This window comes from Myxococcus dinghuensis (assembly GCF_024198235.1).
GTDB lineage: Bacteria > Myxococcota > Myxococcia > Myxococcales > Myxococcaceae > Myxococcus > Myxococcus dinghuensis.
Window position 1 is genome coordinate 37024 of sequence record NZ_JAKCFB010000005.1, and the last position, 25039, is coordinate 62062.

At 69.3% G+C, this 25039-nt stretch carries 21 protein-coding genes; 10 read left to right on the forward strand and 11 right to left on the reverse strand.

Features of this window, described 5'->3' with window-relative positions:
* Positions 1–72: 72 nt before the first annotated feature.
* Both lspA (LZ198_RS09100) and lspA (LZ198_RS09105) read right to left on the reverse strand, forming a co-directional pair.
* Complete coding sequence (lspA, locus tag LZ198_RS09100) at positions 73–696, reverse strand: signal peptidase II (RefSeq protein WP_253971507.1); 624 nt, start codon at positions 694–696, stop codon at positions 73–75.
* 33 nt (positions 697–729) lie between these two features.
* Entirely contained in the window at positions 730–1356 is a 627-nt protein-coding gene (gene lspA, locus LZ198_RS09105; RefSeq protein ID WP_253971508.1) for a signal peptidase II, read from the reverse strand.
* A gap of 142 nt (positions 1357–1498) precedes the next feature.
* Here lspA (LZ198_RS09105) and LZ198_RS09110 point away from each other — a divergent pair, with 142 nt between their 5' ends.
* Positions 1499–1855, forward strand: coding sequence for an FAM210 family protein (locus tag LZ198_RS09110; RefSeq protein ID WP_253971509.1), 357 nt, complete (start codon positions 1499–1501; stop codon positions 1853–1855).
* Between the two features lie 57 nt (positions 1856–1912).
* Here LZ198_RS09110 and LZ198_RS09115 read toward each other — a convergent pair whose 3' ends face one another.
* Positions 1913–3733 (reverse strand): endonuclease/exonuclease/phosphatase family protein, encoded by a 1821-nt coding sequence (locus LZ198_RS09115; RefSeq protein ID WP_253971510.1) that lies wholly within the window; start codon positions 3731–3733, stop codon positions 1913–1915.
* Positions 3734–3952: 219 nt separating this feature from the next.
* Between LZ198_RS09115 and LZ198_RS09120 the strand changes: the two genes are divergently transcribed.
* The 7 genes from LZ198_RS09120 to LZ198_RS09150 all read left to right on the forward strand — a co-directional run bounded on the left by LZ198_RS09120 (position 3953) and on the right by LZ198_RS09150 (position 12868).
* On the forward strand, positions 3953–4726 hold the full coding sequence (locus LZ198_RS09120) for a Mut7-C ubiquitin/RNAse domain-containing protein (protein WP_253971511.1): 774 nt from the start codon (positions 3953–3955) through the stop codon (positions 4724–4726).
* Between the two features lie 332 nt (positions 4727–5058).
* Positions 5059–5691 (forward strand): hypothetical protein, encoded by a 633-nt coding sequence (locus LZ198_RS09125; protein WP_253971795.1) that lies wholly within the window; start codon positions 5059–5061, stop codon positions 5689–5691.
* A gap of 23 nt (positions 5692–5714) precedes the next feature.
* Positions 5715–6203 (forward strand): c-type cytochrome, encoded by a 489-nt coding sequence (locus tag LZ198_RS09130; protein WP_253971512.1) that lies wholly within the window; start codon positions 5715–5717, stop codon positions 6201–6203.
* On the forward strand, positions 6203–10501 hold the full coding sequence (locus tag LZ198_RS09135; RefSeq protein ID WP_253971513.1) for a DUF4114 domain-containing protein: 4299 nt from the start codon (positions 6203–6205) through the stop codon (positions 10499–10501). The genes LZ198_RS09130 and LZ198_RS09135 overlap by 1 nt, the downstream gene beginning before the upstream one ends.
* Entirely contained in the window at positions 10498–11028 is a 531-nt protein-coding gene (locus LZ198_RS09140; RefSeq protein WP_253971514.1) for a type IV pilus modification PilV family protein, read from the forward strand. The genes LZ198_RS09135 and LZ198_RS09140 overlap by 4 nt, the downstream gene beginning before the upstream one ends.
* Entirely contained in the window at positions 11025–12242 is a 1218-nt protein-coding gene (locus LZ198_RS09145; protein ID WP_253971515.1) for a PilW family protein, read from the forward strand. Before LZ198_RS09140 ends, LZ198_RS09145 begins: the two co-directional genes overlap by 4 nt.
* A gap of 2 nt (positions 12243–12244) precedes the next feature.
* On the forward strand, positions 12245–12868 hold the full coding sequence (locus LZ198_RS09150) for a pilus assembly FimT family protein (protein ID WP_253971516.1): 624 nt from the start codon (positions 12245–12247) through the stop codon (positions 12866–12868).
* A 78-nt stretch (positions 12869–12946) separates the two neighbouring features.
* Here the strand turns inward: LZ198_RS09150 and ileS are convergent, their stop codons facing one another.
* The 7 genes from ileS to LZ198_RS09185 form a co-directional block, all read right to left on the reverse strand.
* Complete coding sequence (gene ileS, locus LZ198_RS09155) at positions 12947–15847, reverse strand: isoleucine--tRNA ligase (RefSeq protein WP_253971517.1); 2901 nt, start codon at positions 15845–15847, stop codon at positions 12947–12949.
* A gap of 35 nt (positions 15848–15882) precedes the next feature.
* A complete protein-coding gene (locus tag LZ198_RS09160) occupies positions 15883–16572 on the reverse strand; it encodes a hypothetical protein (protein WP_253971518.1) in 690 nt (229 codons plus the stop codon).
* Positions 16569–16892 (reverse strand): hypothetical protein, encoded by a 324-nt coding sequence (locus tag LZ198_RS09165; protein ID WP_253971519.1) that lies wholly within the window; start codon positions 16890–16892, stop codon positions 16569–16571. Before LZ198_RS09165 ends, LZ198_RS09160 begins: the two co-directional genes overlap by 4 nt.
* 2 nt (positions 16893–16894) lie before the next feature.
* Positions 16895–17923, reverse strand: a complete 1029-nt coding sequence (locus LZ198_RS09170; protein ID WP_253971520.1) for a pilus assembly protein — start codon at positions 17921–17923, stop codon at positions 16895–16897.
* Positions 17920–19569, reverse strand: a complete 1650-nt coding sequence (locus tag LZ198_RS09175; RefSeq protein ID WP_253971521.1) for a pilus assembly protein TadG-related protein — start codon at positions 19567–19569, stop codon at positions 17920–17922. Before LZ198_RS09175 ends, LZ198_RS09170 begins: the two co-directional genes overlap by 4 nt.
* Positions 19566–20369, reverse strand: a complete 804-nt coding sequence (locus tag LZ198_RS09180; protein ID WP_253971522.1) for a TadE/TadG family type IV pilus assembly protein — start codon at positions 20367–20369, stop codon at positions 19566–19568. The genes LZ198_RS09175 and LZ198_RS09180 overlap by 4 nt, the downstream gene beginning before the upstream one ends.
* A gap of 145 nt (positions 20370–20514) precedes the next feature.
* A complete protein-coding gene (locus tag LZ198_RS09185; protein WP_253971523.1) occupies positions 20515–21948 on the reverse strand; it encodes a sigma 54-interacting transcriptional regulator in 1434 nt (477 codons plus the stop codon).
* A 76-nt stretch (positions 21949–22024) separates the two neighbouring features.
* Here LZ198_RS09185 and LZ198_RS09190 point away from each other — a divergent pair, with 76 nt between their 5' ends.
* Both LZ198_RS09190 and LZ198_RS09195 read left to right on the forward strand, forming a co-directional pair.
* Entirely contained in the window at positions 22025–23035 is a 1011-nt protein-coding gene (locus LZ198_RS09190; RefSeq protein ID WP_253971524.1) for an ATP-grasp domain-containing protein, read from the forward strand.
* Between the two features lie 162 nt (positions 23036–23197).
* Positions 23198–23869 carry a DsbA family oxidoreductase gene (locus LZ198_RS09195; protein WP_253971525.1) on the forward strand — a complete coding sequence of 224 codons (672 nt, stop codon included), beginning with the start codon at positions 23198–23200 and terminating at the stop codon, positions 23867–23869.
* Positions 23870–23926: 57 nt separating this feature from the next.
* Here the strand turns inward: LZ198_RS09195 and LZ198_RS09200 are convergent, their stop codons facing one another.
* A complete protein-coding gene (locus tag LZ198_RS09200; RefSeq protein WP_253971526.1) occupies positions 23927–24907 on the reverse strand; it encodes a hypothetical protein in 981 nt (326 codons plus the stop codon).
* Positions 24908–25039: the final 132 nt, after the last annotated feature.

Consider the following 25039-nt stretch of genomic DNA (forward strand, 5'->3'; position numbering starts at 1 on the left):
CGGCGGGACAAGCCGCGGAGGCCTCCACGCGGACCCTGGCATCCGCCCGGCGGGCCTCCAGGAGGACGAGCGTCAGCCCTTGGTGGCGTCCTGCGCCGCGGGCTTCTCCACCGGCTTCTCCTTGCGGACGAAGGCGTCGATGACGAGCAGGCCCACGCCGACACAGATGGCCGAGTCCGCGATGTTGAAGGACGGCCACGTCGCCTTGTCGAACCAGTGCGCCTCGATGAAGTCGATGACGAAGCCGCGCGCCAGCCGGTCGATGTAGTTGCCCAGCGCGCCACCGAGCACCAGCGGCAGGCCCCACAGCGCCCACTTCTCCGCCGGGTCGGAGCCGGACAGCTTGCGGAAGTAGAAGACGATGAGGAGCACCGCGCCCAGGCTCACGACGTGGAACAGGGGCCCCCGCGTCTCGGGGGAGAGGCTCCGGAACAGGCCCCAGGCGGCGCCCGGGTTCTCCGCGTAGCGCAGGCGGAGGAAGGAGTCGGCGACCTCGATGTGGCGGCGCGGGCGGTAGTGCAGCCCGTCGAAGCCCTGGGCGGGAGGCTCCCCCACCATGGCGCCGATGCGGCCGCCCAGCGTCTCCTGGCCATCCATCTGCGTGGTCAGCTCGCGGACGACGAGGTACTTCGTCCACTGGTCCAGGGCGATGACGGCCAGGGCGACGGCGACGAGGATGACGTATTTGCGAGGCACGGCTCGGGGCTTACACCACGAGCCCCCCACCCGTCACGGATTGGGGCTCTCCTTGAGGGGCGCCGGAACGGGGTCCGGGCGGCGCACCTTGAGGGAGTCCAGCAGCATGAAGGCCACGCCCACGCAGATGGCCGCGTCGGCCACGTTGAAGGTGGGCCAGCGCATGCCCGGCTGGTTGCGCCAGTGCCAGTCGATGAAGTCGATGACGTAGCCGCGGATGAGCCGATCCGTGAAGTTGCCCAGCGCCCCGCCGGTGATGAGCGCGAGCGCCACGCGCACCAGCTTCTGGCCGGGCTCCGTGCGGCGGTACATGAAGAAGATGAAGCCCAGCGCCGCCAGGCTGACGACGTGGAAGAAGGCGCGGCGCACGCTCTCCGGCAGGTCCGCGAAGAGGCCCCAGGCGGCGCCCGGGTTCTCCACGTAGCGGAAGTGCCAGTAGTCCTCGATGAAGCGATGCGGCCGGGTCACGCGACGCGTGTTGCCCTCCGTCATCGGGTCATTGTCCAGATTCTGTTCGGAGAAGTAGCCCGTCACCCGCGACAGGCCCTCCCTGCCGTCCAGGGCATCCGTCAACCGGGACACAGCCAGATATTTGGTCACCTGGTCGGCGAGGAGCACCGTGGTGGCCACGAGGACGAGGAGGCGAATGGAGGCTTTCATGACGCGTCCGTGTCCTCTAACCCGCCCCCCCGAGGCCTGACAACCCGGAGAGCCCACCCGGCGGTGAACCGCATGGCCGCTCTGTCTCCCGGCCAGCGCTCGTTTGGGGCATGGTGCGGACATGCCGCCTGTTGAGCCGGACGTGAATCCTTCTGTCTCCGACACGCCCCCACCCGCCCCGACCTCCACCGCGAAGGCCGAGAAGCCGTCGTTGATGGCGCGCTTCAAGAACCTGCTGCTGGAGTACGGCCCGCTGGCGTTCGTGGTGCACTACGCCATCTTCGGGCTGGTGCTGGGTGGCTTCTACGTGGCCATCAAGCTCGGCTTCCGGCCGGAGAGCACGGGTGCCCAGGCAGGGACGTGGGCCGCGGCCTACGCGCTGACCCAGGTGGTCAAGCCCCTGCGGCTGGCCGCGGTGTTCCTGCTCACGCCACTGGTGGCCCGGATTCCTCCGATCCACCGCTTCATCGAGCGCAACAAGCACAAGTGGAGCATGTGAGCACCGCGGCGGCCCGACCCATCCGGGCCGCCACGGGGTGAAGCACGACGCCCGACCTCAGAAGGCCGGGACGCGGAAGTCCTTCACGATGCCCATGTGCTGCATCTGGGAGGCGCCGCTGTCGTTCGTCTGGGCCGGGGAGATCTCCGAGATGGGCGTGTACACGCGGCTGTCGAGCACCAGGCCGCCCGGGAACGTGCTGTTCCCGATGACGGTGGACTGCCGGTACTGGTTCAGGTCCTCGTCCACCAGCACATGGTCGTAGGGCTTGTTGCGGCCGGCGTTGGTGTTGACGTTGCCGTTCTTGTCCGCCGGGTACGGCGCGGTGGTGACGACCACGTTCTTGAAGGTGTTGAAGCAGCTCTCCGTGCGGCTGTCCGTGTTGAAGTCGCCGCCGATGACCAGGTAGTCGCCCTCGGGGACCTGCGCGCGGATGTAGTTGAGGATGGCGTTCGCCTCGGTGTTGCGCGTGGACGCGTTGCGGGTGAGCAGGTGCACGCTCACGGCCCAGAGGTCACGCGGCCCGGGGATGTCGATGCGCGCCCAGGCGAAGTCGCGGTTGTCGACCTCCGGGTCCTTCCACTCACCGGACTGGATGATGGGCCAGCGGCTGATGATGCCGTTGGGGATCTGCGCGCCCGACTCGCGGTAGTACGAGAAGCCCTGGCCAACCTGGTTGACCATCGAGCCGATGTCCGACGCGGAGTTGTTCAGGTAGTTGAACTCCTGGACGAGCACCACGTCGGGCTTCACGCCCTGCATCAGGCGGATGCCGTGGCCCAGGTCGTAGTCCTGGCCATTCCCGCTGGAGAGGTTGGCCGCCATGATGCGGATGTTCGTGTAGCTGCCCGTGCCGGTGCCACCGTCCGTGCCGGCATCCGTGCCCGCGTCGGTCCCGGCGTCGGTCTGCGAGCCACCGTCCGTCGTGCCGCCGTCCGTCGTGCCACCGTCCGTCGTGCTCCCACCATCGGTCGTCGTGCCACCGTCGGTCGTCGTGCCACCATCGGTCGTCGTGCCACCATCGGTCGTCGAACCACCGTCCGTGACGACGCCACCATCCGTCGTCGTGCCGCCGTCCGTCGTCGTGCCACCGTCCGTGACGACGCCACCGTCTGTCGTCGTGCCACCGTCCGTCGTCGTGCCGCCGTCCGTCGTCGTGCCACCGTCCGTGACGACGCCACCGTCCGTCGTCGTGCCGCCGTCCGTCGTCGTGCCGCCGTCCGTCGTGCTCCCACCATCGGTCGTCGAACCACCGTCCGTCGTGGAGCCGCCGTCCGTCGTGGAGCCGCCGTCCGTCGTGGAGCCGCCGTCCGTCGTGCTCCCACCATCGGTCGTCGAACCGCCGTCGGTCGTCGTGCCACCGTCCGTGACGACGCCACCATCCGTCGTCGAACCGCCGTCCGTGACGACACCACCGTCGTCGGTCGTCGAGCCACCGTCATCCGTCGTCGAGCCACCGTCGTCGGTCGTCGAGCCACCGTCAGTCGTGGAGCCACCGTCGGTGACCTCGCCGCCGTCGGACTCGCCGCCATCCGCGCCGCCGTCCGCGCGGGCGCAGGTGCCCACCGGGATGCAGTAGTTGGCCACCCCGCCGTCCGAGTCACCGAACGGGCAGCACTCCGCCTCGGGGTGCCCGCACTCGCCCTTCGCGTCGCACGCCCACACGCAGACGGAGTGCTCGTAGGCCTCGATGTGGACGCACGTCTCCGCGGCCCCGCACCCACCCGCGTCGCTCGCCGGATCACACTCCGCCCAGAGGACACCACCGTCATCCTGCGGTGACGGAATGGGCGGCGGCGAGTCCGAGTCGCCACACGCGAGGACGAGGATCATGAGAGCCGACAACGCCCCCACGAGGTAGGAAAGGGTCTTCTTCATACGCGCAGGCCTGAGTCCTTGCTTCCGTAGGAGTCGATTCAGAGGGAGATGTCCGCCAGCGCCGGTACGCCGAAGACCGCGCGAGTATAGGCTGCAAGATTGAAACAGTCCTGTGACTTGCCGCTGAATCGTATGTTTACAGCTGTGAAGGATTGGTGACGCAGTGCCACAACCGCGTAACGCGCATCGTCACGCGGACCAGGGATGCGGAGGAACGTGGTGAGCCGGGAGCGGGGGCACGACGCGGTGGTGACGGTCCAGTTGCATGGCGCACTGAACGACTTCCTCCCGCCCCGCGAGCGCGGCGCTCCGTTGGTGGTTCCGCTCCAGGGGACACCTTCCGTGAAGGACCTCCTCGAGTCGGTGGGTCCCCCACATCCGGAGCTCGACGTGGTCCAGGTGGACGGCCACGCGGTGGGCTTCGCCCATCGGGTCCACCCGGGTTCCCGAGTGGACGCGTATCCGGCCCGTCATCCGTTCGAGGAAGACCCAACGGTACGAGTCGGTCCGCCCTTGCCCGACATGCCGCGTTTCGTCCTCGACGTGGGGTTGGGGCGACTCGCTGGCTTCCTCCGGATGCTCGGCTTCGACACCTTGTGGCGCAACGACTTCGCGGACGCGGAGCTGGCCCGGCTGTCCTCCACGGAGGAGCGCGTGGTGCTCTCGCGGGACCTGGGCGTGCTCAAGCGGGGCGAGGTCGTCCACGGCTACTTCCCTCGGGAGACGGACCCCGCGGAGCAGTTGGTCGAGCTGGTGCGCCGCTACGCGCTGACGTCTCGCATGCGCCCCTTCTCCCGCTGCATCGCCTGCAACGCCCCGCTGACCACCGCCACCCCGCAGGAGGTGGTGGACCGCGTGCCCGCGGGCGTCACGGAGCGCCACTCCCGCTTCCAGCAGTGCCCGGATTGCCGACGTGTCTTCTGGGCCGGCTCGCATCACCAGCGCATGCAGGCCCTGGTGGACCGCCTGCGGGAACACGAACACGCACGGTGAGGGTGTCCCGACGCGCTCGAGGCGCGACGACACCTCGCATCATCCCACCCGCGCGTGGTCATTCCTGAACCCCGCAAGAAACTGCACCCCGCACTGTTTGCGAGGTAGAACCCACCCCACCCCTGGAACTTCGCGAGCCCGCACCGCTGGGATTCTCGGGGTTTACCTGCCTGTCGCTGCGGGCACAGGCATTGCTGATTGCACGACAGTTCCATCCCTCCCCGGGGTGGGGGTGCTCACAGGAGTTCGAGATGCGTCGACCCACAACCCGGAAGAGGGCGGACCAAGGCTTCACCCTCCTCGTCGCACTGGGAGTCGTAGCCGTCGTGACGATGGCGGTCCTCCTGAGCTACCGCGTGGTGAGCCGCGAGGCGGACACGCAATCCGATGTGCGCCGGCAGAAGGAGGCGTTCTTCGCGGCGGAGGCGGGACTGGCGGAGGGGCGCGAGGCATTGCGGCTGCGACGCGGGTTGGGTGACTCCACGTACACCGCGACGCTCGCCGCCCTCTCCGGCGCGGCCGCCGCGGACGTGGGCCTGGCGGGCGCCAACCCGCCCTGGCTGGAGGTCCTCCCCGGCACGGGCGCGGGCGGCTGGAACTACCTGAGCCTGACGCCGGGCGCGATGCCCGCGTCGGAGAAGGCCGCCGCGGACAACGACCCCTACGTCGAGTACCCGCTGCAGAACAACGTCCGCTACCGCGTCTTCGTGCGCGACGACAACGACGACGCGCTCGGCAACGCGCAGGACAGCAACAACCAGGTCTGGGTCATCGCCATCGGCGAGGTGGTGAACCCGAAGGGCCGCCCCACGCGCGCCGTCATCCAGGCGCTCGTCACCAACCAGAGCGCCGCGACGGCCAACGGCCCCGGCTGCGCCAGCCGCGGCTGCGGCCCGGACAACACCTTCAACAACACCCAGGACACCGAATCTCCCGACACGACCGTCGTGCGGACCATCCCCTAGCCCCGCCGTCACGCGAGCCTCCCATGAGACAACTCTCCCTCCTCGCGCTCCTGCTCCTGCCCGGCCTCGCTGGCGCGGAAGACCTGGGCGAGCGCGCCTTCGTCCGGCAGTGCGCTGGCTGCCACACCCTCAACCCGCCGCCCGCGCAGCTCGCCCAGTTCAACAAGATGGGCGCGCGCCGCGCCACGCGGATCACCTCCGACGCCGAGCGCCGCGTGGAGCTCGGAGAGGTCATCCACCAGCGCACCGTCGAGCAACTCGAGGCCTGGCTGAAGAATCCCAGCCTGGTCAAGAAGAAGGCGCGCTGTGACACCCAGGGCCTGCTCGAGGCGGAGCGGCACCCGCTGATGGCCTACCTGGCGCTCAGCGTGAAGCCGCCGCCGAAGACGCGCGAGCAGCTCCTCCAGGAGCAGCTCGAGAAGGACATCGCCGAGCAGCGCAGCGCGAAGAAGTCTCCCAAGCCCACCGCCCCGTCTTCGTCTCCGACCCGCCCAGCCCAGGGGAAGAAGTGATGCGTACCCTCGCCCAAAGCCTCGCAGTGCTCCTCCTGCTGGCGACGACCACCGCGCGCGCCCAGCTCGGCAACCTCTGTGAATCCCACCTGGACCAGGACAAGCAGGCCGGCTTCAAGTCCGCCAATGGTCCCTCCGGCAGCGCCGACCCGGACGCGCTGGAGACCGGTGGCGCGCCGGAGGACACCATCCAAGTCCGCAACCCGGGCCCCAACGGCTACCTCCAGCTCAGCACGAACCTGAAGCCGCTGGACGTGGAGAACATCTCCTTCCCGTTCGACCAGCGCGTCACCATCAGCTACGTGTTCGAGTCCGCCGGCGCGTCCCACGCGCTGGGCTTCCTGTACCTGAAGGACGCCATCGCCGCGGGCTACGTGAACGCCAACGGCGACCTGCTGGACACAAACAACAACGGCATCCTCGACCTGCACGAGGCCCTCTACAACCTGTCGCCGCCCGAGCAGCCGGAGCGCTGGGTCGGCCGGTACTCCGCAGGTGGCGCGCCCATCCGGCGCTGCAACGTCGCCTTCACGGACAGCAAGGGCGTGAAGTATTCCGAGCCCGAGATCGCGATGAAGTCGAGCTGCAACGCGACCTATCAGTACCTGACGGGAGCCAACCGCATCGGCGACGCGCGCCCGGGCCACACCACCGAGCTGATGGTGACCGACGCGGTGGGCACGCTGCACAAGGACGGCGACAACGTCCACGCGGCGGCGGACTCATTCAACGACCGCGGCCTGTTCGCGCGCATCCCCAACCTGCTGGAGCCCCGGGACGAGGCCAACGGCAACAAGGGCATCGGGCAGATGGTGTTCCTGCTCGCGGACGACGACGGCCAGAAGGAGACCTTCGGCAACCTGGCGCCCGTCCGCGACATCGACGAGTGGGGTGACGACGGCATCCCCGACTACGACGTGTCCAACTACGACTACCGGGGCATCGTGCGCGCCAACAACCCGGACCCCGGATTGTCCATCCAGGACCGCACGGTGGACCTGGGTGAGATCAAGGGTGGCGAGCAGATCGTCTTCTTCCTCATCGTCTACTACGACTCGAACCACGACCCGGACGACCGGGGCACCGGCAACGTCTTCCCCTGCCTCAAGCAGGAGTCCGCCCCAGGCCCCGACCAGGGCAAGTGCCTGCTGCACATCCGCTCGCCCATCTCCGTCTTCTTCTCCAAGGCGGCGTGGAACCTGGACCAGAACTCGGACTCCAACCCGGTGGTCGCCAAGCGCAACATCGGCTGCGCGTACAACGCGGGCTGCAACAAGAACAGCCCCGCGGCCAACTCGTGCACGGTGGCGGCCACCGGCGAGAAGCTGTGCGGCTGGCTGGACGGCCCGAAGACGCTGGCGGGCACGGCCCTCCACCGCCTGAAGAACGAGGCCTCCTACAACTACCTGGACATGCCCATGGAGGCGGTGCAGGTGAACCGCCCGGCCGGCTTCCGCAACCCCATGCCGCACGTCATCGTGGGCGCGCCGACCACGGACCAGTACCGGTGGATCCTCGGCTTCGAAGACATCCCCGGCGGCGGTGACCGCGACTTCAACGACGTGGTGTTCGTCATCAACAAGCAGAACGGTGGCACGGTCCGCTCCGGGCACATGTCCGGCGACATCTCTCCCGACGTCGCGGAGGACTTCGTCATCACCCGCGTACGCTTCACCCGGGAAGACGACATGGTGCCTCCCTCCAGCAGGAGTTGCGGTACTCCTCCCTGCTGGACGGAGCAGCGGGCCAACGCCTGTACCCGTCCAGGGATGCCCACCCCCACCATCAACTACTTCGTGGCGGTGGACTGCAAGCTGTGCGCAGGCAACGTCTGCTCCAAGAACCCCAATCCCACCTGGATTCCGGTGGAGTTCCCGAGCCCCTCCGACAAGACGGTGGAGCTGGACATGCTGGCGCTGGGCTTCACCGGCTCGCAGCTGTGCTGGAAGGCGACCATCACCAGCCCGCATGACGAGTGCACGCCGCGCATCGACAACATCAACGTGGGCTACCAGGCCGTGAAGTCCGGCGAGTACTCGCGTTCGTCTCCGTCGACGGTGGGCAACGCCATCCTCTGGGGTGTGAACGAGACGCCGGGCAAGCTGTGGAACGACTCGAACTGGCCGGGCTCGGGCCAGCCCAGCCCCACCGTGCGCGCCTACGACAACCGCAAGGACTACACCGTCCGCGGTCGCCTCTACTTCCGGTCCCTGTACGACCCGGAGAAGCCCAACGTCACCAACATCGTCGAGCGCTGGGACGCGGGCCGGGTGATGGCCATGTCCTTCCGCGGCGGGAACAATCCGTCGGACCGCAAGCTCTACACGATGAGCTCCACGGGCACCCGCACCACCATCGCGGACGAGATGGAGAACAACGACAACAACAGCCCGCTGTTCCCCGACTCGCTCTGCGACACCAACATCGGTGGCAAGGACATCTACGACCTGAACAACGACGGCAAGTGCGGCACGCCGTCCATCGTCATCCCCGTGTCCAAGCGCATCACCGACCAGACGAACGACCGTACATTCCTGCGCGACTGGCTCTACGGTTGGGAGGACCGGCTGGCGCCGGGGCCCTCCAACGTGAGGAAGCCGTGGCAGATGGGTGGCATCAACCTGTCGACGGTCGCGGTGGCGGTGCCGCCGTACCTGGACAGCTGGGCCCAGAACACCCGCCCGGCCGAGCGTGACGCGTACAAGAAGAACTTCATCGAGGAGCTCAAGACGCGTCCCTCCGTGGCCTACGTGGGCACGATGAACGGCGTGCTCCACGCGTTCGCCTCCGGCGAGTTCCGCAACGAGGCGGTGGATGACTGCGCGAGCGGCTTCCAGTTGCGCGGCTACTTCAAGCGCACGGGCTCGGGATGCTCGACGCCGGTCACCCCGCGCGAGTACGGCACGGGCGACGAGCTGTTCTCCTACATGCCGCGCCTGCTGCTGCAGCGCTACGTGAACAACTACGTCATCCACCAGTCGCTGGCCAACGCGCCCAGGCCGTCCATGGACGCCTCGCCCACCATCGCCAACGTGGACTTCGGTGGCCTGGGCCAGCAGTGGCAGGTGTCGGGTTCGGCGGACAAGTCGAAGGGCGCCAAGACGGTGCTCGTGTCGGCATCCGGCCGCACCAGCCCCGCCATCTTCGCGCTGGACATCACCAAGCCGCAGGACTCGAGCTACCCGGTGACGCTGTGGGAGTTCAACCTGGCCACGCCTGCCATCACCACGGCCTTCGCGGCCAAGGCCGCGGATGACGCGGAGGTGCTGATTCCCGACTCGTCCGGTTCGCGCCACTCGCCCTCCGTCGCCCGCCTGAACTGGGACGGGAGCACCGACGGCGTCTGGGCCGCTGTCGTGGGCACCGACTACAAGCCCGCCGCGAATCGCAGTGGCGCGCTCTACATCCTGGACATGAAGACGGGCCAGCCGCTCAGCAAGGGCTCCACCACGGGCAAGTACGCGGGTGTCGTCACGCTGGACGAGGGGTCCGGCGTGGCGGCGGAGACGGCGCTGGTGGACCTGGACCAGGACGGCAGCTACGACGTCATGTACGTGCCCACCACGGCCGGCACCGTGTATCGCATCAACGTGAAATCGGTGGATTCGGGCGGGAAGCTGGGCAAGCAGGTGAAGGCCTGCCGCTTGGCGAGCGCACCGGCCGTGGCCGCCACGCACCCCGACGCCGCGAGCAACCCCTCGGGTACGGCCTGGATGCAGCAGATCTACTCCAACATCGCCGTGAAGGTGATTCGAGAGGGAGCCACGCCGACCGTGCGCTTCTACCTGGGCACCGCGGACAGCCCGGACGACTTCGGCGACGGCCCCAGCGCGGCCCAGCGGCCCTCGTTCCGCTACCACCTGATGGCGTTCGAGGATACGGCCCCGGATGGCTCTGGGACGTGCGCGCTGCTCGATCCGCTCTGGGTCAGGCCGCTGGACCCGGGCCAGGTGGTCTGGGGAGGCGTGTCCCTCAGCGCCGACAAGGTGTACGCCACCACGGCCGTGGGCACGACGGCGGACCTCTGCAACCTGAGCACGACGGACAGCGGTCGCTACTACGAGGCGTTGCAGAAGCCGGACGGCAGCGGGAACGTGGCCCTGAAGTCCACCTCGCTCCAGGGCCACGGCGTCAGCGCGCCGGTCGTGCATGACAACCACCTGTTCATCCTGACCGCCACCGGCGAGATGAAGATGGTGGGCGACGACCACTGGAACAACGGCGCAGCCAACACGGGCGCGACGCGCTCGCGAGTCCTCGTCTACGACCCCATCCCGGATGGGAGGATTCCGCGATGAAGTCCGTGCGGTCTCAGGCACCTCGAGGCGTCACCCTCATCGAGGTGCTGGCCACCATGGCGGTGATGTTGCTGGGCGTGGCGGCGGTGATGACGCTGGTCACGCAGATCAGCTATTCCAACCGCCGCACCCTCACGCAGACCCAGGCCCAGGTGCTCGCCGAGCGCACGCTGGAGAACATCGCGGCCATGGGGTGCTCGGTCCAGCCGCCGTGCAACAACCTGGCGACGCTGGACAACACGCGCACCACGGTGTGGCAGACGGCGTCGGGGGATGTGCTGACCAGCGCCCCGCCCGCCAACGTGACGGCGCGCGCGTATGAAATCGCCGTCGACGTGGACAGCCCAGTACTGCTGGGCTCCATCGAGGGCGGCGCGGTGGGCTCGCCGGCCATCAACCGGGACCTGCTGCCCGGGGTGAGCGGCACGGTGGGGAACGTGGCCAACGTGCGCGTGTCCGTGAGCTGGAAGGAGCCGTCCCGCAGGGGGCGGCAGGTGGTGGTCATGCAGACGCGGGTGGCTCCATGAAGCGGGCAGTACATCCAGGACGGGGCTTCACGCTGCTGGAGGTGATGATCGCCAGCGCGATTGGCGTCATCGTCCTGGGCGTGGGCCTGGTGGTGGGCATGCAGATGCAGCGTCGCGCGCTCTTCGAGGAGCAGACGATGCTGGCCCAGGTCACCGGGCGGGCGGTGAAGGACCTGCTGGTGGGCGACGTGCAGCGCGCCGGACTGGGTGTGGGCAACCTGCCCATCCAGTTCGGCAACGCCGACCGGCGATTCGCCGTGCAGACGTGGAAGGAGCCGAACATGCTGGCCGCGGTGGGCCCGTTCCCCGCGGACGCGACGTTCGCCCTTCCTCCGGCGGGCCCCTACGTCAACATGAAGTCCGACGTGCTCCAGCTCTTCTGGGGCGACCCCCGGGCGATGGCCACGATGGTGTCGTGCGCGGGCGCCTCTGGTCCGCTGCGCGCGGGCAATGATTTCTGCACGGGCTCGGCGCCAGTGGCGGGGCTGACGCCCGCCGCGGGGCAGAGCATCCAGACCATCATCGCGGACCCACTGCTCGGCGCGGTGGGCTGCGCGCTGAGGGTGACGGGCGTCAACGCGGCCATGGTGCCCCCGCGTCTCGTCGGCACGCCGGGGACCTCCGCGGGCAACATCACCACGGGCGATTGCTCGACGGCGGGCGCGCCCTTCTGGAACGTCTCCTTCTCCAGTCCGCCGACCGCGTGGGTCGCCATGCGCATGATGGGCGCGGCCTACCGGGTGAACTGGGCGGGCAACATCCCCACGTTGGAGTACCTCGCGCCAGACTCCGCGGTCTGGGTGCCTGTGAGCCGGGATGTGGAGCGCATCAAGATCCGCGCGGCGGTCATCGACCTCGTCACGCCGAACCTGCCCTACCGTTGGTTCCCCAACACCGAGGCCGGCAACGTCCGCCCCTACATCGAGCAATGCACCAACGGAGGCGCGAACCCCTGCACCGTGGACATCCCTCCAGGCACACCCGCCATCGTGAACGACGACGACCTGCGCAGCCGGCTCTGGCAGCGCGTGCGAGAGCTGGAGATCACCCTGGTCATCCGCACACGCCGGTCGGACGAGACCACCGCCAGCCCCAACCCCGCGGCGGTGGACGAGGAGAACTTCCCTCGGGACGGCTTCAAGCGGCGGACGTTCACCTTCCGCGTGGCCCCCCGGAACTTCGGCTCCGCGGGCCTCCAGCCGCAGGGATCCTGAGCATGATGCGCACTCGAGGAATGACGTTGTTGGAGTTGATGGTCGCGCTGGCCGTGCTCAGCCTGATGGTCTCGCTGGCGCTGGTGGGCATCCAGAAGCCCATCGATCGGCAGAAGGAAGCCGCCGCGACGCGGGAGATCTGGTCCACCGCGCTCCGGGCCCGCCAATTGGCATTGTCCACCAACCAGCCGGTCCGCTTCGTCCGGGAGACCAACGTGGTGATGCCGGACGGCAGCAGACGGACGGTCGTCCGGTGGGAGCGGCTGAGGTGTGCCAACGACTGGGACAACAGCACCTGCCCCACGCCAGCCTGCGTGAACACCACCTGTCGCGCCAACTCCGCCTGTTGTGACGAGGTGGGGCCGGACATCGTCATCCCAGCGTCCATGAATGCCACCGCCATCCACGGCATGTGCTACCTGCCCGGGATGGGGCGGGCGGTGCAGCCCGGGAACCTGTCCTGCCTCCAGGGCTCGCCGGCCGCGGGCAACCTCCGGTTCGACTTCACGTCGGGCCGCAAGCGCAGCCTGCTCATGGTGGAGCCGCTCACCGGCATCCCCAACCTGCTGGACTGCGACTCCAAGCTCGCCGACCAGCGCCCCGTGGCGGAGTGCACCGCGCCGTAGCGCGCGGCAGGCACCGCTCGCGGTGACGAAGGGCTCCGTGTCCGTTCCGGGACGCGGAGCCCTCGTCGTTTCCAGGGCCTACGCCGCCAGCGCCTCGCGGCACTTCAGGCAGACCTCACCGCCCTGCCCCACCGCCTCCGCGTACGTCCAGCAGCGCGGGCACTTGTGGCCCCGGGCCGGCTGCACCTCGGCCAGCACCCGGGCGCCCTCGCCGAACGCCTGTGTCACGTCCAGCGCCTGGGCCTTCAGCCCCTCGGCGTCCACCAGCTCCACCTGGCTGGTGATGAAGAGCGACGGCAGCTCCTCCAGGTTCGCGCGCAGGAAGTCCCGCGTCGCGCCGTCCGCCATCAACAGCACGCGCGCCTCCAGCGAGGAGCCGATCTGCTTCTCCCGCCGCGCCGCCTCCAGCACGCCCTGCACGGCGCCGCGCAGCGCGAACAGCTTCGCGTAGCGCTCCGCCAGCGCCGGCTCCAGCTTCGCGGACGGCTGGGGGAAGCCCGCCAGGAACACGCTCTCCTCGGCGCGGCCGGGCAGGAAGCCCCAGGCCTCCTCCGCCGTGAAGCTCATCACCGGCGACAGCAGGCGCAGCAGCACGGAGGCCACCTCGTGCAGCACCGTCTGCGCGCTGCGCCGCGCGTGGCCGTCCGTCCGCGACGTGTAGAGCCGGTCCTTCAGGATGTCGAAGTACACCGCCGACAGGTCGCCCGCGCAGAAGTCCACCACCGTCGCGTAGACGAGGTGGAACTCGTAGTCCTCGTACGCCTGCCGTACCCGCGACACCACCTCCGACAGCCGGCCCCGCGCCCACTGGTCCAGGGGCAGCAGCTCCGCCACCGGCACCGCGTCCTTCGCCGGGTCGAAGTCGTACAGGTTGCTCAGCGCGTAGCGCAGGGTGTTGCGGATCTTCCGGTAGCCCTCCGACAGGCCCTTGAGGATCTGGTCCGACAGGCGCACGTCGTTGCGGTAGTCGCTCGCCGCCACCCACAGGCGCAGCACCTCCGCGCCGTACTGCTGGATGATCTTCTCCGGCGCCACCACGTTGCCCAGGCTCTTCGACATCTTCTCGCCCTTGCCGTCCACCACGAAGCCGTGGGTGAGGCATGCCTTGTAGGGCGACACGTCGCGCGTGCCCACCGACACCAGCATGGACGAGTGGAACCAGCCGCGGTGCTGGTCGCTGCCCTCCAGGAACAGGTCCGCCGGGGTGCGCTGCCGGCGCTCCAGCACCGCGGAGAACATGGACGCCGAGTCGAACCACACGTCGAGGATGTCCGTCTCGCGGCGGAACTCACCCTTGCCGCACCGGGGGCAGGTGAAGCCCGCGGGCAGGAAGTCCTTCACCGGCGTGCGGTACCACACGCCCACGCCCTCCTGCTCCACCGCGGCGGCCACCTTCTCCATCAGCTCCGGCGACACCACCGCGTCCTCGCAGCCCTCGCAGTAGGCGATGCAGATGGGCACGCCCCACGTGCGCTGACGGCTGATGGTCCAGTCCGGCCGCGTCTCCAGCATGCCGCGGATGCGGCTGTGTCCCCACGAGGGCACCCAGCGCACCTGGTCCACCTGCTCCAGCACCACCTGACGGAACGTCTTCTGCCCCTGGAAGGGCGCGTCCATGGGGATGAACCACTGGTACGTCGCGCTGAGGATGACGGGGTTGTGGCAGCGCCAGCAGTGCGGATAGCTGTGCTTCACCGAGTCCTTCGCGTCGTTGAGCAGCGCGCCCTTCTCCACCAGCAGGGAGATGACGAGCGGGTTGGCCTCGAACACGCGCTTGCCCGCGAGCGCCTCGCCCACCGTGTCGTCGTAGCGGCCGTCCGGGCGCACCGGGTTGTAGATGTCCAGCCCGTAGCTCAGGCCGACCTCGTAGTCCTCCTGGCCGTGTCCCGGCGCCGTGTGCACCAGGCCCGTACCGGCGTCCAGCGTGACGTGCCCGCCCAGGACGATGCGCCCGCGCCGCTCGTAGAGCGGGTGGCGGTACGTCAGGTGCTCCAGCTCCTCGCCGCGCGCGTACGCGAGGATGCGCGACGGGTCCACCAGCGCCGCCGCGGACACCTCGCCGCCCGGCAGCTCCACGTGCTTGACGGCCAGCTCGTCCGCCTTCGTCTCCGCCAGCACGCGCGGCAGCAGCTCGCGCGCGACGACGATGACTCGCGCGCCCAGCTGGTAGAAGACGTACTCCAGCTCCGGGTTGACCGCGATGGCCAGGTTGGCCGGCAGCGTCCACGGCGTGGTCGTCCAGATGACGAAGTCCACGTCCTTGCCCTTCAGCGCGGGCACCCGCTCGGCGACCTCCGGGCCCGCGGGGAAGGCCACGTACACGGACGGAGACTCGTGCTCCGCGTACTCCACCTCCGCCTCGGCCAGCGCCGTCTGGTCCTGGAGACACCAGTACACCGGCTTCTTGCGCCGGTAGAGCATGCCCTTGCGCGCGAAGCCGGCCAGCTCGCGAATCTCCTGCGCCTCGTACGCGAAATCGAGCGTGCGGTAGGGCGCGTCCCACGAGCCGAAGACCCCCAGCCGCTGGAACTCCGCGCGCTGGATGTCGATGAACTCCAGCGCGTACGTCCGGCACTGCTCCAGGAAGGCGTCGCGCGGCAGGGTGCGCTTGTCCACCTTCTTGTCCTTCAACCGCTTCTCCACCGCCTGCTCGATGGGCAGCCCGTGCGTGTCCCAACCCGGGATGAAGTCGCACTGACGCCCCGTCAGGTTGCGGTACTTCACCACGATGTCCTTGAGGACCTTGTTGAGCGCGTGGCCGGCGTGCAGGTGGCCATTGGCATACGGCGGACCGTCCGCGATGACGAAGGGCTCACCCGCCGCGTTCTTCTGCTGAATCTTCCCCCAGATGCCCTTCTCCGCCCACCAGCCGAGCATCCTCGGCTCGAGCTGGGACAGGTTTCCCTTCATCGGGAAGTCCGTGCGCGGGAGGTTGACCGAGTCCTTGTAATCCTTGTCCTTGGAGGGCGTGTCGCTCATGGGTACAGCGCCCGTAACACGCTCGGTGCGATGCTTCAATCACCGACCGGCTTCACCAGCTCCTCCTCCGAGAGCGCGCGACGCACGACGACGACGGACAGCGCGCCGTCCTTCGCGGGCGTGAGCCGCACCTGGAGGATGTCCTGGCTCGACTGGAAGACGAGCGGGTCGACCTCCTGGAACCCCGCCTCCGCCAATGTGTCGCGATAGAAGACCTCCACGTCCGCCGCCTTCGCCACGACGGAGTAGACGAGCGTCCGGGCTCCCTCCATCTGTGTCTGCAGCAATCCCTTTCCACCGGGATACACGGGCGCCAGCGAGGACGCGGCGCTCGGGCCCCGGGTGAAGTCCGCCTGTCCCAGGAACACCGTCGTCGTCCCGTCCGGGTTGGGCTGGAGGATGGCCGTATACGAGACGAAGGCGCGTGTATCGATGGCGGTCACCATCGGCTCGCGCAGCAACTGCGGCTGCTTCGCCATGGGCGGCACGTACAGGCCCCAGACGAGGAAGCGGTCGACGAGGTGCTGGAGGATGACCTCCGTCCGCGCCTTGCTGCGCACCGCGCTCATCTTCACGGGGACGCCGTTGGCGACGATGGGCCCCGACACGTCCACCACGCCCACCACGTCTGGCACGTCCCAGGAGAAGGGCATGCGCTGCGCGACGGCCTCGCCGCCGCAAAGCACCAGGATGCCCGCCGCGAGCCCGCCGAGCGCCCGCCTCACCGCTGCCTCGGCTCGCCACCACCGCCGCGGCTCTTGCTCTTGCGCGGAGACTCCACGCCCTCGGGCTTCGCGCAGCGCTTGTCGCAGTCCGCGAAGCGCTCCTCCTGCCGCTCCTGGCAGCGCAAGGCGCACGAGCGCATGGGGCCGGGCTTCATCGGGTCCCCCTGCGTGGGACAGGAGCTCATGCACCGCTGGAGGACGGCGTCCGCCTTGGCGGTGCACTCCATGTTGCACTCAGCGCCGTCCGCCCACGCGGTCGACGCGACCAGCAACCCCATACCGAGGAGCCATCCCACTGCCTTCGCGAACCGTGCGCGCATGCTCAATCACACTTCCTTCCGAGGAAGCAGCCGCCATTCAGGGCCCGCTTCCCGTGGGCCAGGAAGTACGGGAACGTGGACACGCCGATGACGGATCCGGGCGTGGTGGGCCAGAAGCGGGAGATGGGGTCCATGGGCACCGGCGTCTGGACGAAGTCGAGGAGGTCCTCGCCCGCCGCGCTCATCCAGAACGTCTTCTCCTTCATGCCCAGCCCCACCATGGCGAGCGCCGTGGGCGGCAGCGGGTTCCAGAACAGCGCGGCCTCCGCCAGCCGGCTCGCCGACCCCGGGATGGGCAGCGCGGTGGGCGCGTACGTGGACCACACCGCCGTGTGCAGCGGGACGTTGGTGCAGGGGATGAGCTGGTCCTGCATGAGGATGTTGCAGGTGGCGGACTCCAGCTCGCCCGCCAGGCCCCAGTCGTCCACGAGCATGGAGAAGCGCCCCGTACACACCCCGTTCAAGGCGCGCCCCACCGCGCAGACGCGGGGGCTCGTGAGCCCGGGGTCCAGGTTGCGCTCCTTGTAGAGGGCACCGTCGGAGGGCCCGTCGAGGAACGAGGTGGGGATTCGCCACGCGCTCAACGTCGCCTGCGCGCCGCAGGCGGTGCCGCCGTTGTCCCGGTAGACGAGCCGCGTGAGGAAGGCGCCGGGCCAGCCCACGCCCACGTCCATGTCGCAGCGCACCTGGATGCCCGCGGCGCGCGTGAAGGCCTGGGTGATGCCGCCTCCCGCCACCGCCGACAGTCCGTTGAAGTCCGCGTAGCGGCCCTCGGCGCTCCGCGCGGCGTCCCGCATGGAGCCCTTCGCCTCGTCGTACGTGACGGGGATGTGGTGCATCCGCCCGTGGGTGCCGTCCCAGAGCGCGGAGACGGCCGCCTCCTGGACCTTGAGCGACAGGAAGCCCACCTCCGCCAGGTGGATGCCCACCGCGATGATGGTCACGAAGAGCGTGGTGCCGATGGCCGCCTCCAGCAGCGCCTGGCCCCGCGCGGGACGTGCAACGGGTCGTCGGGTTCGCCGTGTCGTCATTGCATCCCCCGGAAGCCGGCGCCGCGCAGCTCCTGCAGCGTCCGGGCGGCGACCGGCGCGCTGAGGTTCAAGGTCCGGAGGGCATCCCCCACCCCGTCGTCGTCGATGTCGGCGCCGACGAGCGTGGCCCGCCAGTAGGGATTGAGCAGGTTGGGAGGCTCGTTCCAGTGGTTGAGGCTCAGGCTGCGCCCGCGGTGGTAGTAGGCGATGCCCGTGGAGAGCGCCGTCTGCGTGCCGTTGGGCGTCCCGTCCGCCAGCGTGAAGCTGCGCGCGTCGTAGGTGCTGCCCGAGCCGCCGGACTCGAAGCGGTAGCGGAAGGACAGGTCCCACGGGTCCGGCTTGCGCGCGGTGAGGTCGCGCTGGATGACGGCGAAGTTCTTCGGCTGTCCGAAGTTGTTCCCCTCGTCGTTGATGCGCACCAGGTTGTAGTCGAGGAACGGCGGCCAGATGCCCGGGCACGACGAGGGCCCGCCCAGGCAGGGCACCAGCATGTGGTTGAGCGGTCCGCCCAGGTCCCGCCCTCCCGTCCACGTGTGCTCGGGCCTGGGCATGACGCCTCCGGAGGTGACCAGCGTCGCCTGCGTCGCCTGCGTGCCCGCGACGGACGCGGGGCACGCCACCGGGTCGCCGCCGTGCAGCAGGTGGTCGTACCGCCAGAAGACGGAGCCCAGGTCGTCGCCCACGAGCGCGGGGGCATAGGGCGGAATCATGGACACCTGGCGCTTCGGCTTGCCGAAGTACGTGGTGCCGTTCGTCCCCGGCATCACGATGACGTCGTCGGGGAACCAGATGACGAAGTCCAGGTTGGCCTGGTGCGCGGTGTAGTCCCCCAGCTCCAGCCGCCGGTGCGTGACGAAGTGGAAGCCGCGGCTGCCCATGGCCGCGTTGACGGCGTGCGCGACGGTGAGCGGCAGGTCGCACACCGCGCCCTCGTCCGTGCACGCGAGCCCGCCGCCCAGCTCCCTCTTGTTGATGTCCCCGATGGAGGGGACGACCCACGCCGCGTCCAGGGGATTGCGGCCCCCGACCACGTCGCGCAGGAGCTTGTTGGCGAAGCCCTGGTCGCCGACGGTGCTCCGCAGCTCCTGGTAGTTCGCCTGCTGCGAGGCGTAGAAGGCCCCCTGCGCCACCTGGTGCGCGAGCATCTGGAGGTTGACCATGGGGTCCATCGCCTGGAACACCGCCTCCACGCGCTGCTGCTCGATTTCGAGCTGGGTCTGGAGCATCCCCAGGTCCGACACCCCCTGCCGTCCGCAGCGGCACTTCTGCGCGCACCAGGAGCTCTTCCAGGCGCAGGGGCATCCGCTGGCGATGCGCGCCTGATAGGGCGTCTTGCCGATGCCGAAGCCCTTCTTCGCCGCGTTGAGCTGGGCGCGGTAGAGGCTGGCCCAGCTCACCAGGCTGGTGGCGCCCGCCTGCGCGACCGCGTGGCCAATCTGCGCGCGGTTCATCACCGCGATGTTGTTGAAGGTGCGCGCGGTGGCCACGGCGTTGGAGTACGCGGTGGCGTCCGTGACCGTCTGGAGTTCGATGCGCTCGCGCACCTTCAGGGTGAAGGACAGCGTGAGCGACACCATCAACACCAGGAGCAGCGTGCCGAGGGCGAACAGCACCAGCGTCTGACCACGGGCGGGGGCGTGTGTCATCGGGGGCACTCCATGGTGGCGAAGTGACGGGCCTTGGCCGGCGTCATCATCCGCATGGTGAAGTGGGTCTCGATGGGGAAGACGTACTGCTGACGCGCCGCCCGCTGCCGCAGCTCCTCGCGGATGGCGCCCACGAGCGTGAACGGGTCGGTGAACTCCCCCTGTCGCCAATTCGCGTTGCGCTCCGCCACCTGGAGCGGATTGGCCCCCGTGTAGTCCTGGATGCCGAACTGGGCCATCACCATGCGCGACAACACCCAGTTCGCGAACGGGATGCGCATGGGATACCAGTAGGTGAGCCGCACCTCGAGGCGACGCAGGTGCCCCGGCTCGTCGAAGTCACGGTCCTGCGGCCCGTCGATGCCGCCCCCCACCAGCGCCCGGTCGATCCAGACGATGCTGCCGGTGTGGACCCCGTCCAGCGCGGGCCCCGCCCCCAGCGGTCCTCCTCGATAGCGGTTGCCACGCCGCGCCGCGAACGCCGCCGCCAGCCGCGCGGGCGCTCCGGCCCCCCCACCGTGCCGCACCTCCGCCGCGCCCCCGGACAACCCCACGAACGAGTGGAACGAGGGCAGGAGCGCGAGGATGGCCGCGTGGGTCATCCGCTCGCACTCGCCATACCCCACGCTGCCCGCACGCGTGGCCTGGAACACCGCGTACTGCGCCAGCACCCGCGCCTGGAGCATCAGGAAGAGCTGCAACGTCCCCAGCAGCAGGAACACCACGAGCGGCAACGTGATGGCCGACTCGACCATGGCCTGTCCGGACTGACTCGTCTTCCTGGCATGGACGGATTTCATCGTGGAGCAGACCTTCCTGCTTCCGTCCCAATGGCAACCATCCGTCAAGTTGCCATGTCATCACTGTGTGACATTTCAACGCACCCACCGCCACGCGTCATGTCTCGGCGCGCGTGGGGGTGGGGGTCGTGGGTTCCTCGCGGGGTCAGCGCGACTTCATGCCCTTGGTGTCGAGCTGATACTTCTTCACGAGCCGCTCGATGGACTTGCGGTGCAGGCCGCTCTCGCGCGCGGCGCGGGAGAGGTTGCCCTCGCAGCGGGTGAGGACGCTGGTGACGTACTCGCGCTCGAAGTTCTCCAGCAGTTGCTCCTTGGCGTCCTTGAACGACAGGTGCTCGTTGAAGGGCAGCGGCCCCTCGCGGGCCTGGCCGCGCACGCGGGGCGGGAGGTGTGCGGGCTGGATTTCCTCGCCCTCGCTGAAGGTCAGCACGTGCGACAGGACGTTCATCAGCTCGCGCACGTTGCCGGGCCAGCCGTAGGACATCAGCAGGCCCATGGCCTCCGCGGAGAAGCGCTTCTTGCCGTGCTTGCGCGCGACCTCCGGGTCCGCGAGCGCGCCCTTGAGGATGAGGGGGATGTCGTCGCGGCGCTGGCGCAGGGGCGGGAGTTGGATCGTGATGACGGACAGGCGGAAGTAGAGGTCCTCGCGGAAGTTGCCCGCTTGAATCTCCTTCATCAGGTCGCGGTTGGTGGCGGCGATGACGCGGCAGTCCACCTCGATGACGTCGTTGCCGCCCACGCGCCGCACCTCGCGGTTCTCCAGCACGCGCAGCAGCTTGGGCTGCAGGTCCAGGCGCAGCTCGCCCAGCTCGTCGAGGAAGATGGTGCCGCCGTGCGCGCGCTCGAAGGCGCCGGGCCGGCTGGCGACGGCGCCGGTGAAGGCGCCCTTCTCGTGGCCGAACAGCTCGCTCTCGATGAGGTTGGGGGGGATGGCGCCGCAGTCGAGCACCTCCATGGGGGCGCGCTGCCGACCGGAGAGTTCGTGGATGGCGCGCGCCACCAGCTCCTTGCCGGTGCCCGTCTCGCCCTGGATGATGACGGACACGTCGAGCGGGGCGATCTTCTTGATGAGCCCGAATATCTGGCGCATCTTCATGCTCTGCCCGACCATGCCGCACAGCTCGCCGTCGCGGTCCGGCTCGATGGTGACCTCCTCGTCGAGCGGCGCGAAGGTGAGCACGGAGGAGCCGGCGCGAATCTGCGAGCCGGGCGACAGGTAGGCGCGCTCGATGCGGCGGCCATCCAGGAAGGTGCCGTTGGTGGAGCCCAGGTCCACCAGCAGGTAGCCGCGCTCGGTGAACTGGATTTCGAAGTGGTGGCGGCTGGCGGTGCGGTCCTCCACGAGCACCAGGTCGTTGCCCGGGTGCGCGCCGCAGCGCAGGCGCTCCTTGTCGCTGATGACGGAGCGGCCGGTGTCCGGTCCGGAGACGACGGCCAGCTTGCACTTGTGGAGCTTCACCGTGGTGCGCGGGTCCACCACGAGCGTCTCTCCCAGCGACGGGGAGTGGGCGAGGTCGAGCCCGGCGGCGTCTCCGGGGCTGGTGTGGATGTCGTCGGGGTGTGGATCGGTAGCGCTCATCTACGCCGAGATTAGCAAAGGCCCTCCACGCGGCCCGCCTCTCCGGTGAGACGTGCTAGGCTGCCGCACTCCGCCCATGTCTCCCCGAAAAAACCCGCCGAAGAAGGCCCTGGCTCCGCCTGGGTCCCCGGCACCCGAGTCTCCTGTGGCTCGTGGCGCCCGGCGTCCGCGCATCAAGCGGACGGTGGCCATCCTGTCCCGGAAGCGCTCGCTCTACTCCACGCGGCGGCTGGTGGCCGCCGTCCGTGAGCGGGGGCACCGGCCGCTGGTGCTGGACACGCTGCGTTGCTGCCTGCTGCTCGCCCAGGGCAAGCCGCGCATGACGTATCGCGGTGTGGAGATGCGCGGCGTGGACGTGGTGGTGCCGCGCATCGGCGCGTCCATCACCGCGTACGGGCTGGCGGTGGTGAACCACTTCGAGATGATGGGCGTGCCGGTGCTCAACCCGGCGACGTCCATCTCCCGCAGCCGGGACAAGCTGCGCGCGCTCCAGTTCCTGGCGCGTTCCGGGCTGGACATCCCGCGCACCGTCATGGCGCACGACCGCAGCAACGTGCGCCGGCTGGTGGAGGAGGTAGGGGGGCTGCCCGTCATCATCAAGCTCATCAAGGGCACCCAGGGCGTGGGCGTGATGATTGCGCACACGCTGCCGGAGGTGCAGACCATCCTCGACACGTTCTGGGACCTGGGACAGGAGATCGTCCTCCAGGAGTTCGTCGCGGAGAGCGAAGGGCGGGACGTGCGGGCCCTCGTGGTGGGCGACCGGGTGGTGGGGGCCATGCGGCGCAAGGCGAAGAAGGGCGAGTTCCGCTCCAACATCCACCGGGGTGGCGAAGGGCAGGCGATCGAGCTTCCGCCGGCGTACATGCAGGCGGCCGTGCAGGCCGCGCGCATCATCGGCCTGGAGGTGGCGGGGGTGGACATGCTGGAGGGCCATGCGGGTCCCCGGCTGATGGAGATCAACTCCAGCCCCGGCTTCGAGGGGCTGGAGGGCGCGACGGGGCGCGACATCGCGGGAGAAATCATCGACCACGCGCTGGCTTACGCGGAGGCGAGGGCAGGCGGCGCGCGCGCGTCGGAGGGGTGAGCGCGGCGTGGCGCGCGACGGTTGGTCGCATGCCGTGGAGCAGGCGGGCAGCCTGGGCAAGGCGCCTTGCATGCTCCTCAGGAACACAGGAATGCATCTCGCGGCCACGTGTCATGGGGAGTTGGCAGCGGCGCGGCGGGGCCTCTAATCTGGCGTCCCCCAATGAAAACGCTGCACAAGCCGCTGCAGATCACCATCTACCAGGACGTGCTTTGCGCCTGGTGCTACCTCGCCGACACGCGCCTGGATGTCCTGCGCCAGGAGCTGGGCGAGACCGTCCGCTGGAGCGTGAGGCCCTATCCGCTTCGCGTGCACGACGTGCTGCCCACGGAGCGCGAGAAGCGCGGCCTCGTGGAGGAAGTGCAGCGCGCGCAACGCGAGCCGGACCTCGTGGCGCCGATGCTGTCGACGGACCTGTGGTTGGGGGGTGACCCTCCGCGCAGCAGCGTGCCGGCGTTGGCGGCGCTGGAGGCGGCGCGGTTGCAGGGGCCACAGGCGCGGGCGTTCCTCGCGCGGGCGATGCAGCGCGCGGCGCTGGAGCAGGGCGTCAACGTGACGCGCCCGGATGTGGTGTTCGAGCTGGCGTCGCGCGTGGGGCTGGCGATGAACGAGTTCTCCGCCGCGTTCCGCTCGGAGGAGACGCGGCGGCTCATCCTCGACGAGCACCGCGACGCGGCGGGCCGGGGCGTGCGCGGCGTGCCCACGCTGGTCATCGGCGGCCGGTGGATGTTGTGCGGCCTGCGCGAGCTGTCGGAGTACCGCGAGCACATCCTGGCCTGCATGGGCCGGGTGGCCACGCCCCGCTCGGGTTCGTCCGAGCGGATGTTCCACTGACGTCCCGCGCGACGCAGGGGCCCCCTTCGTCCTGGAGGGCCCCGGCGGGAGCGGACCTCAGTCCTGGCCTTCCTCCTCCAGTCCGTTGACGAGCGCCATGTAGAGGCCCGCCAGCATCACGTAGAAGAGGGCCACGGCGGGCACGAGGCCCACGCAGCAGAGGATGAAACCCACGATGCTGAGGGCTGCGCCCAGCAGCAGCGTGACGATGATGTTGATCCGGTGTCCCCGGGCCGCCGCGAAGCAGTGACGGAGGATCTCCATCACGCCCGCGTCGTTACGGAAGGCCAGCGCCGGCTGGGCCAACGCCAAGGGCGTCAGGAGCCAGGCCGCGGGGACGAGCATCACCACGGTGCCGACGGCAAGAGCGGCAGCCAGCGGCCCCGCGGACACGCCCGACAGGATCGCGAAGACATCCTCTCCCGAGTTCCAGGGGACACCCAGGATCGCCAGCGTCGCCACCACGCCCACGCCGCCCAGGATGATGAGGGGCACCGCGCACAGGATGCCGGCCAGTTGGATGAGCACGAAGCGGAAGGCCTTGGACATCTGGCTGAACAGGGTCGCGAGGTCCGCGCGCTGACCGCTGAGGGCGTCCATGCACATGCGCAGGAACCCCAGCGTGGCCACGCCCTGAACGAGGCTGGAGAGCAGCGTGCCCGCGATGGTGAACACGACGAAGGCCGTCATGCTGTCCATCACCCCCCCGATGAAGTTCAGGGCCTGGGACAGCAGTCCTCCCGCCATCGAGGCGGCGAAGACCAGGAACATGCCCAGCGAGAGCATCACCCAGTCGCGTTGGAAGGTGGTCCAACAGACGTCCAGCAGGTTGCCGAGGGTGAGGTCGGAGCGGTCCAGCAAGAAGGCGGGGCCGATTCCCTCGCGCTCCCGGCAGGTGGGACAGGCCCAGTGGGCCCCTCCCTCGCTGCAGGTCCCGCACATGAAGTTGCCGCAACGCTTGCAGGTGCGCAGCGCGTTGCGCCCCGGGTGGAGCGCACACTCCGCGCCTCCCGGCCGCCCCTCGTCCATCTCCGCCATGACGCCTTCTCCATCGGGCGGGGGGTCCGAGCCACCCTCGCCCCGTGCACGTCATCCAGGCCTACATCAGCCCGCCCCGTGTCCACCAGGGTACACTCCCTTCTAGAGCGGGCAGGCAACCGGGAAAACCGG

Excerpts from the sequence above, each read along its gene's own strand:
- LZ198_RS09165 (WP_253971519.1), bottom strand. The coding sequence starts at position 16,892 with ATGCGCGCACGGTTCGCGAAGGCAGTGGGATGGCTCCTCGGTATGGGG.
- LZ198_RS09190 (WP_253971524.1), top strand. The coding sequence starts at position 22,025 with ATGTCTCCCCGAAAAAACCCGCCGAAGAAGGCCCTGGCTCCGCCTGGG.
- lspA (WP_253971508.1), bottom strand. The coding sequence starts at position 1,356 with ATGAAAGCCTCCATTCGCCTCCTCGTCCTCGTGGCCACCACGGTGCTC.
- LZ198_RS09175 (WP_253971521.1), bottom strand. The coding sequence starts at position 19,569 with ATGACACACGCCCCCGCCCGTGGTCAGACGCTGGTGCTGTTCGCCCTC.
- LZ198_RS09180 (WP_253971522.1), bottom strand. The coding sequence starts at position 20,369 with ATGAAATCCGTCCATGCCAGGAAGACGAGTCAGTCCGGACAGGCCATG.
- LZ198_RS09170 (WP_253971520.1), bottom strand. The coding sequence starts at position 17,923 with ATGACGACACGGCGAACCCGACGACCCGTTGCACGTCCCGCGCGGGGC.
- LZ198_RS09125 (WP_253971795.1), top strand. The coding sequence starts at position 5,059 with ATGGCGGTCCTCCTGAGCTACCGCGTGGTGAGCCGCGAGGCGGACACG.
- ileS (WP_253971517.1), bottom strand. The coding sequence starts at position 15,847 with ATGAGCGACACGCCCTCCAAGGACAAGGATTACAAGGACTCGGTCAAC.
- LZ198_RS09200 (WP_253971526.1), bottom strand. The coding sequence starts at position 24,907 with ATGGCGGAGATGGACGAGGGGCGGCCGGGAGGCGCGGAGTGTGCGCTC.
- LZ198_RS09145 (WP_253971515.1), top strand. The coding sequence starts at position 11,025 with ATGAAGCGGGCAGTACATCCAGGACGGGGCTTCACGCTGCTGGAGGTG.
- LZ198_RS09115 (WP_253971510.1), bottom strand. The coding sequence starts at position 3,733 with ATGAAGAAGACCCTTTCCTACCTCGTGGGGGCGTTGTCGGCTCTCATG.
- LZ198_RS09130 (WP_253971512.1), top strand. The coding sequence starts at position 5,715 with ATGAGACAACTCTCCCTCCTCGCGCTCCTGCTCCTGCCCGGCCTCGCT.
- LZ198_RS09195 (WP_253971525.1), top strand. The coding sequence starts at position 23,198 with ATGAAAACGCTGCACAAGCCGCTGCAGATCACCATCTACCAGGACGTG.
- LZ198_RS09140 (WP_253971514.1), top strand. The coding sequence starts at position 10,498 with ATGAAGTCCGTGCGGTCTCAGGCACCTCGAGGCGTCACCCTCATCGAG.
- LZ198_RS09135 (WP_253971513.1), top strand. The coding sequence starts at position 6,203 with ATGCGTACCCTCGCCCAAAGCCTCGCAGTGCTCCTCCTGCTGGCGACG.
- LZ198_RS09185 (WP_253971523.1), bottom strand. The coding sequence starts at position 21,948 with ATGAGCGCTACCGATCCACACCCCGACGACATCCACACCAGCCCCGGA.
- LZ198_RS09150 (WP_253971516.1), top strand. The coding sequence starts at position 12,245 with ATGATGCGCACTCGAGGAATGACGTTGTTGGAGTTGATGGTCGCGCTG.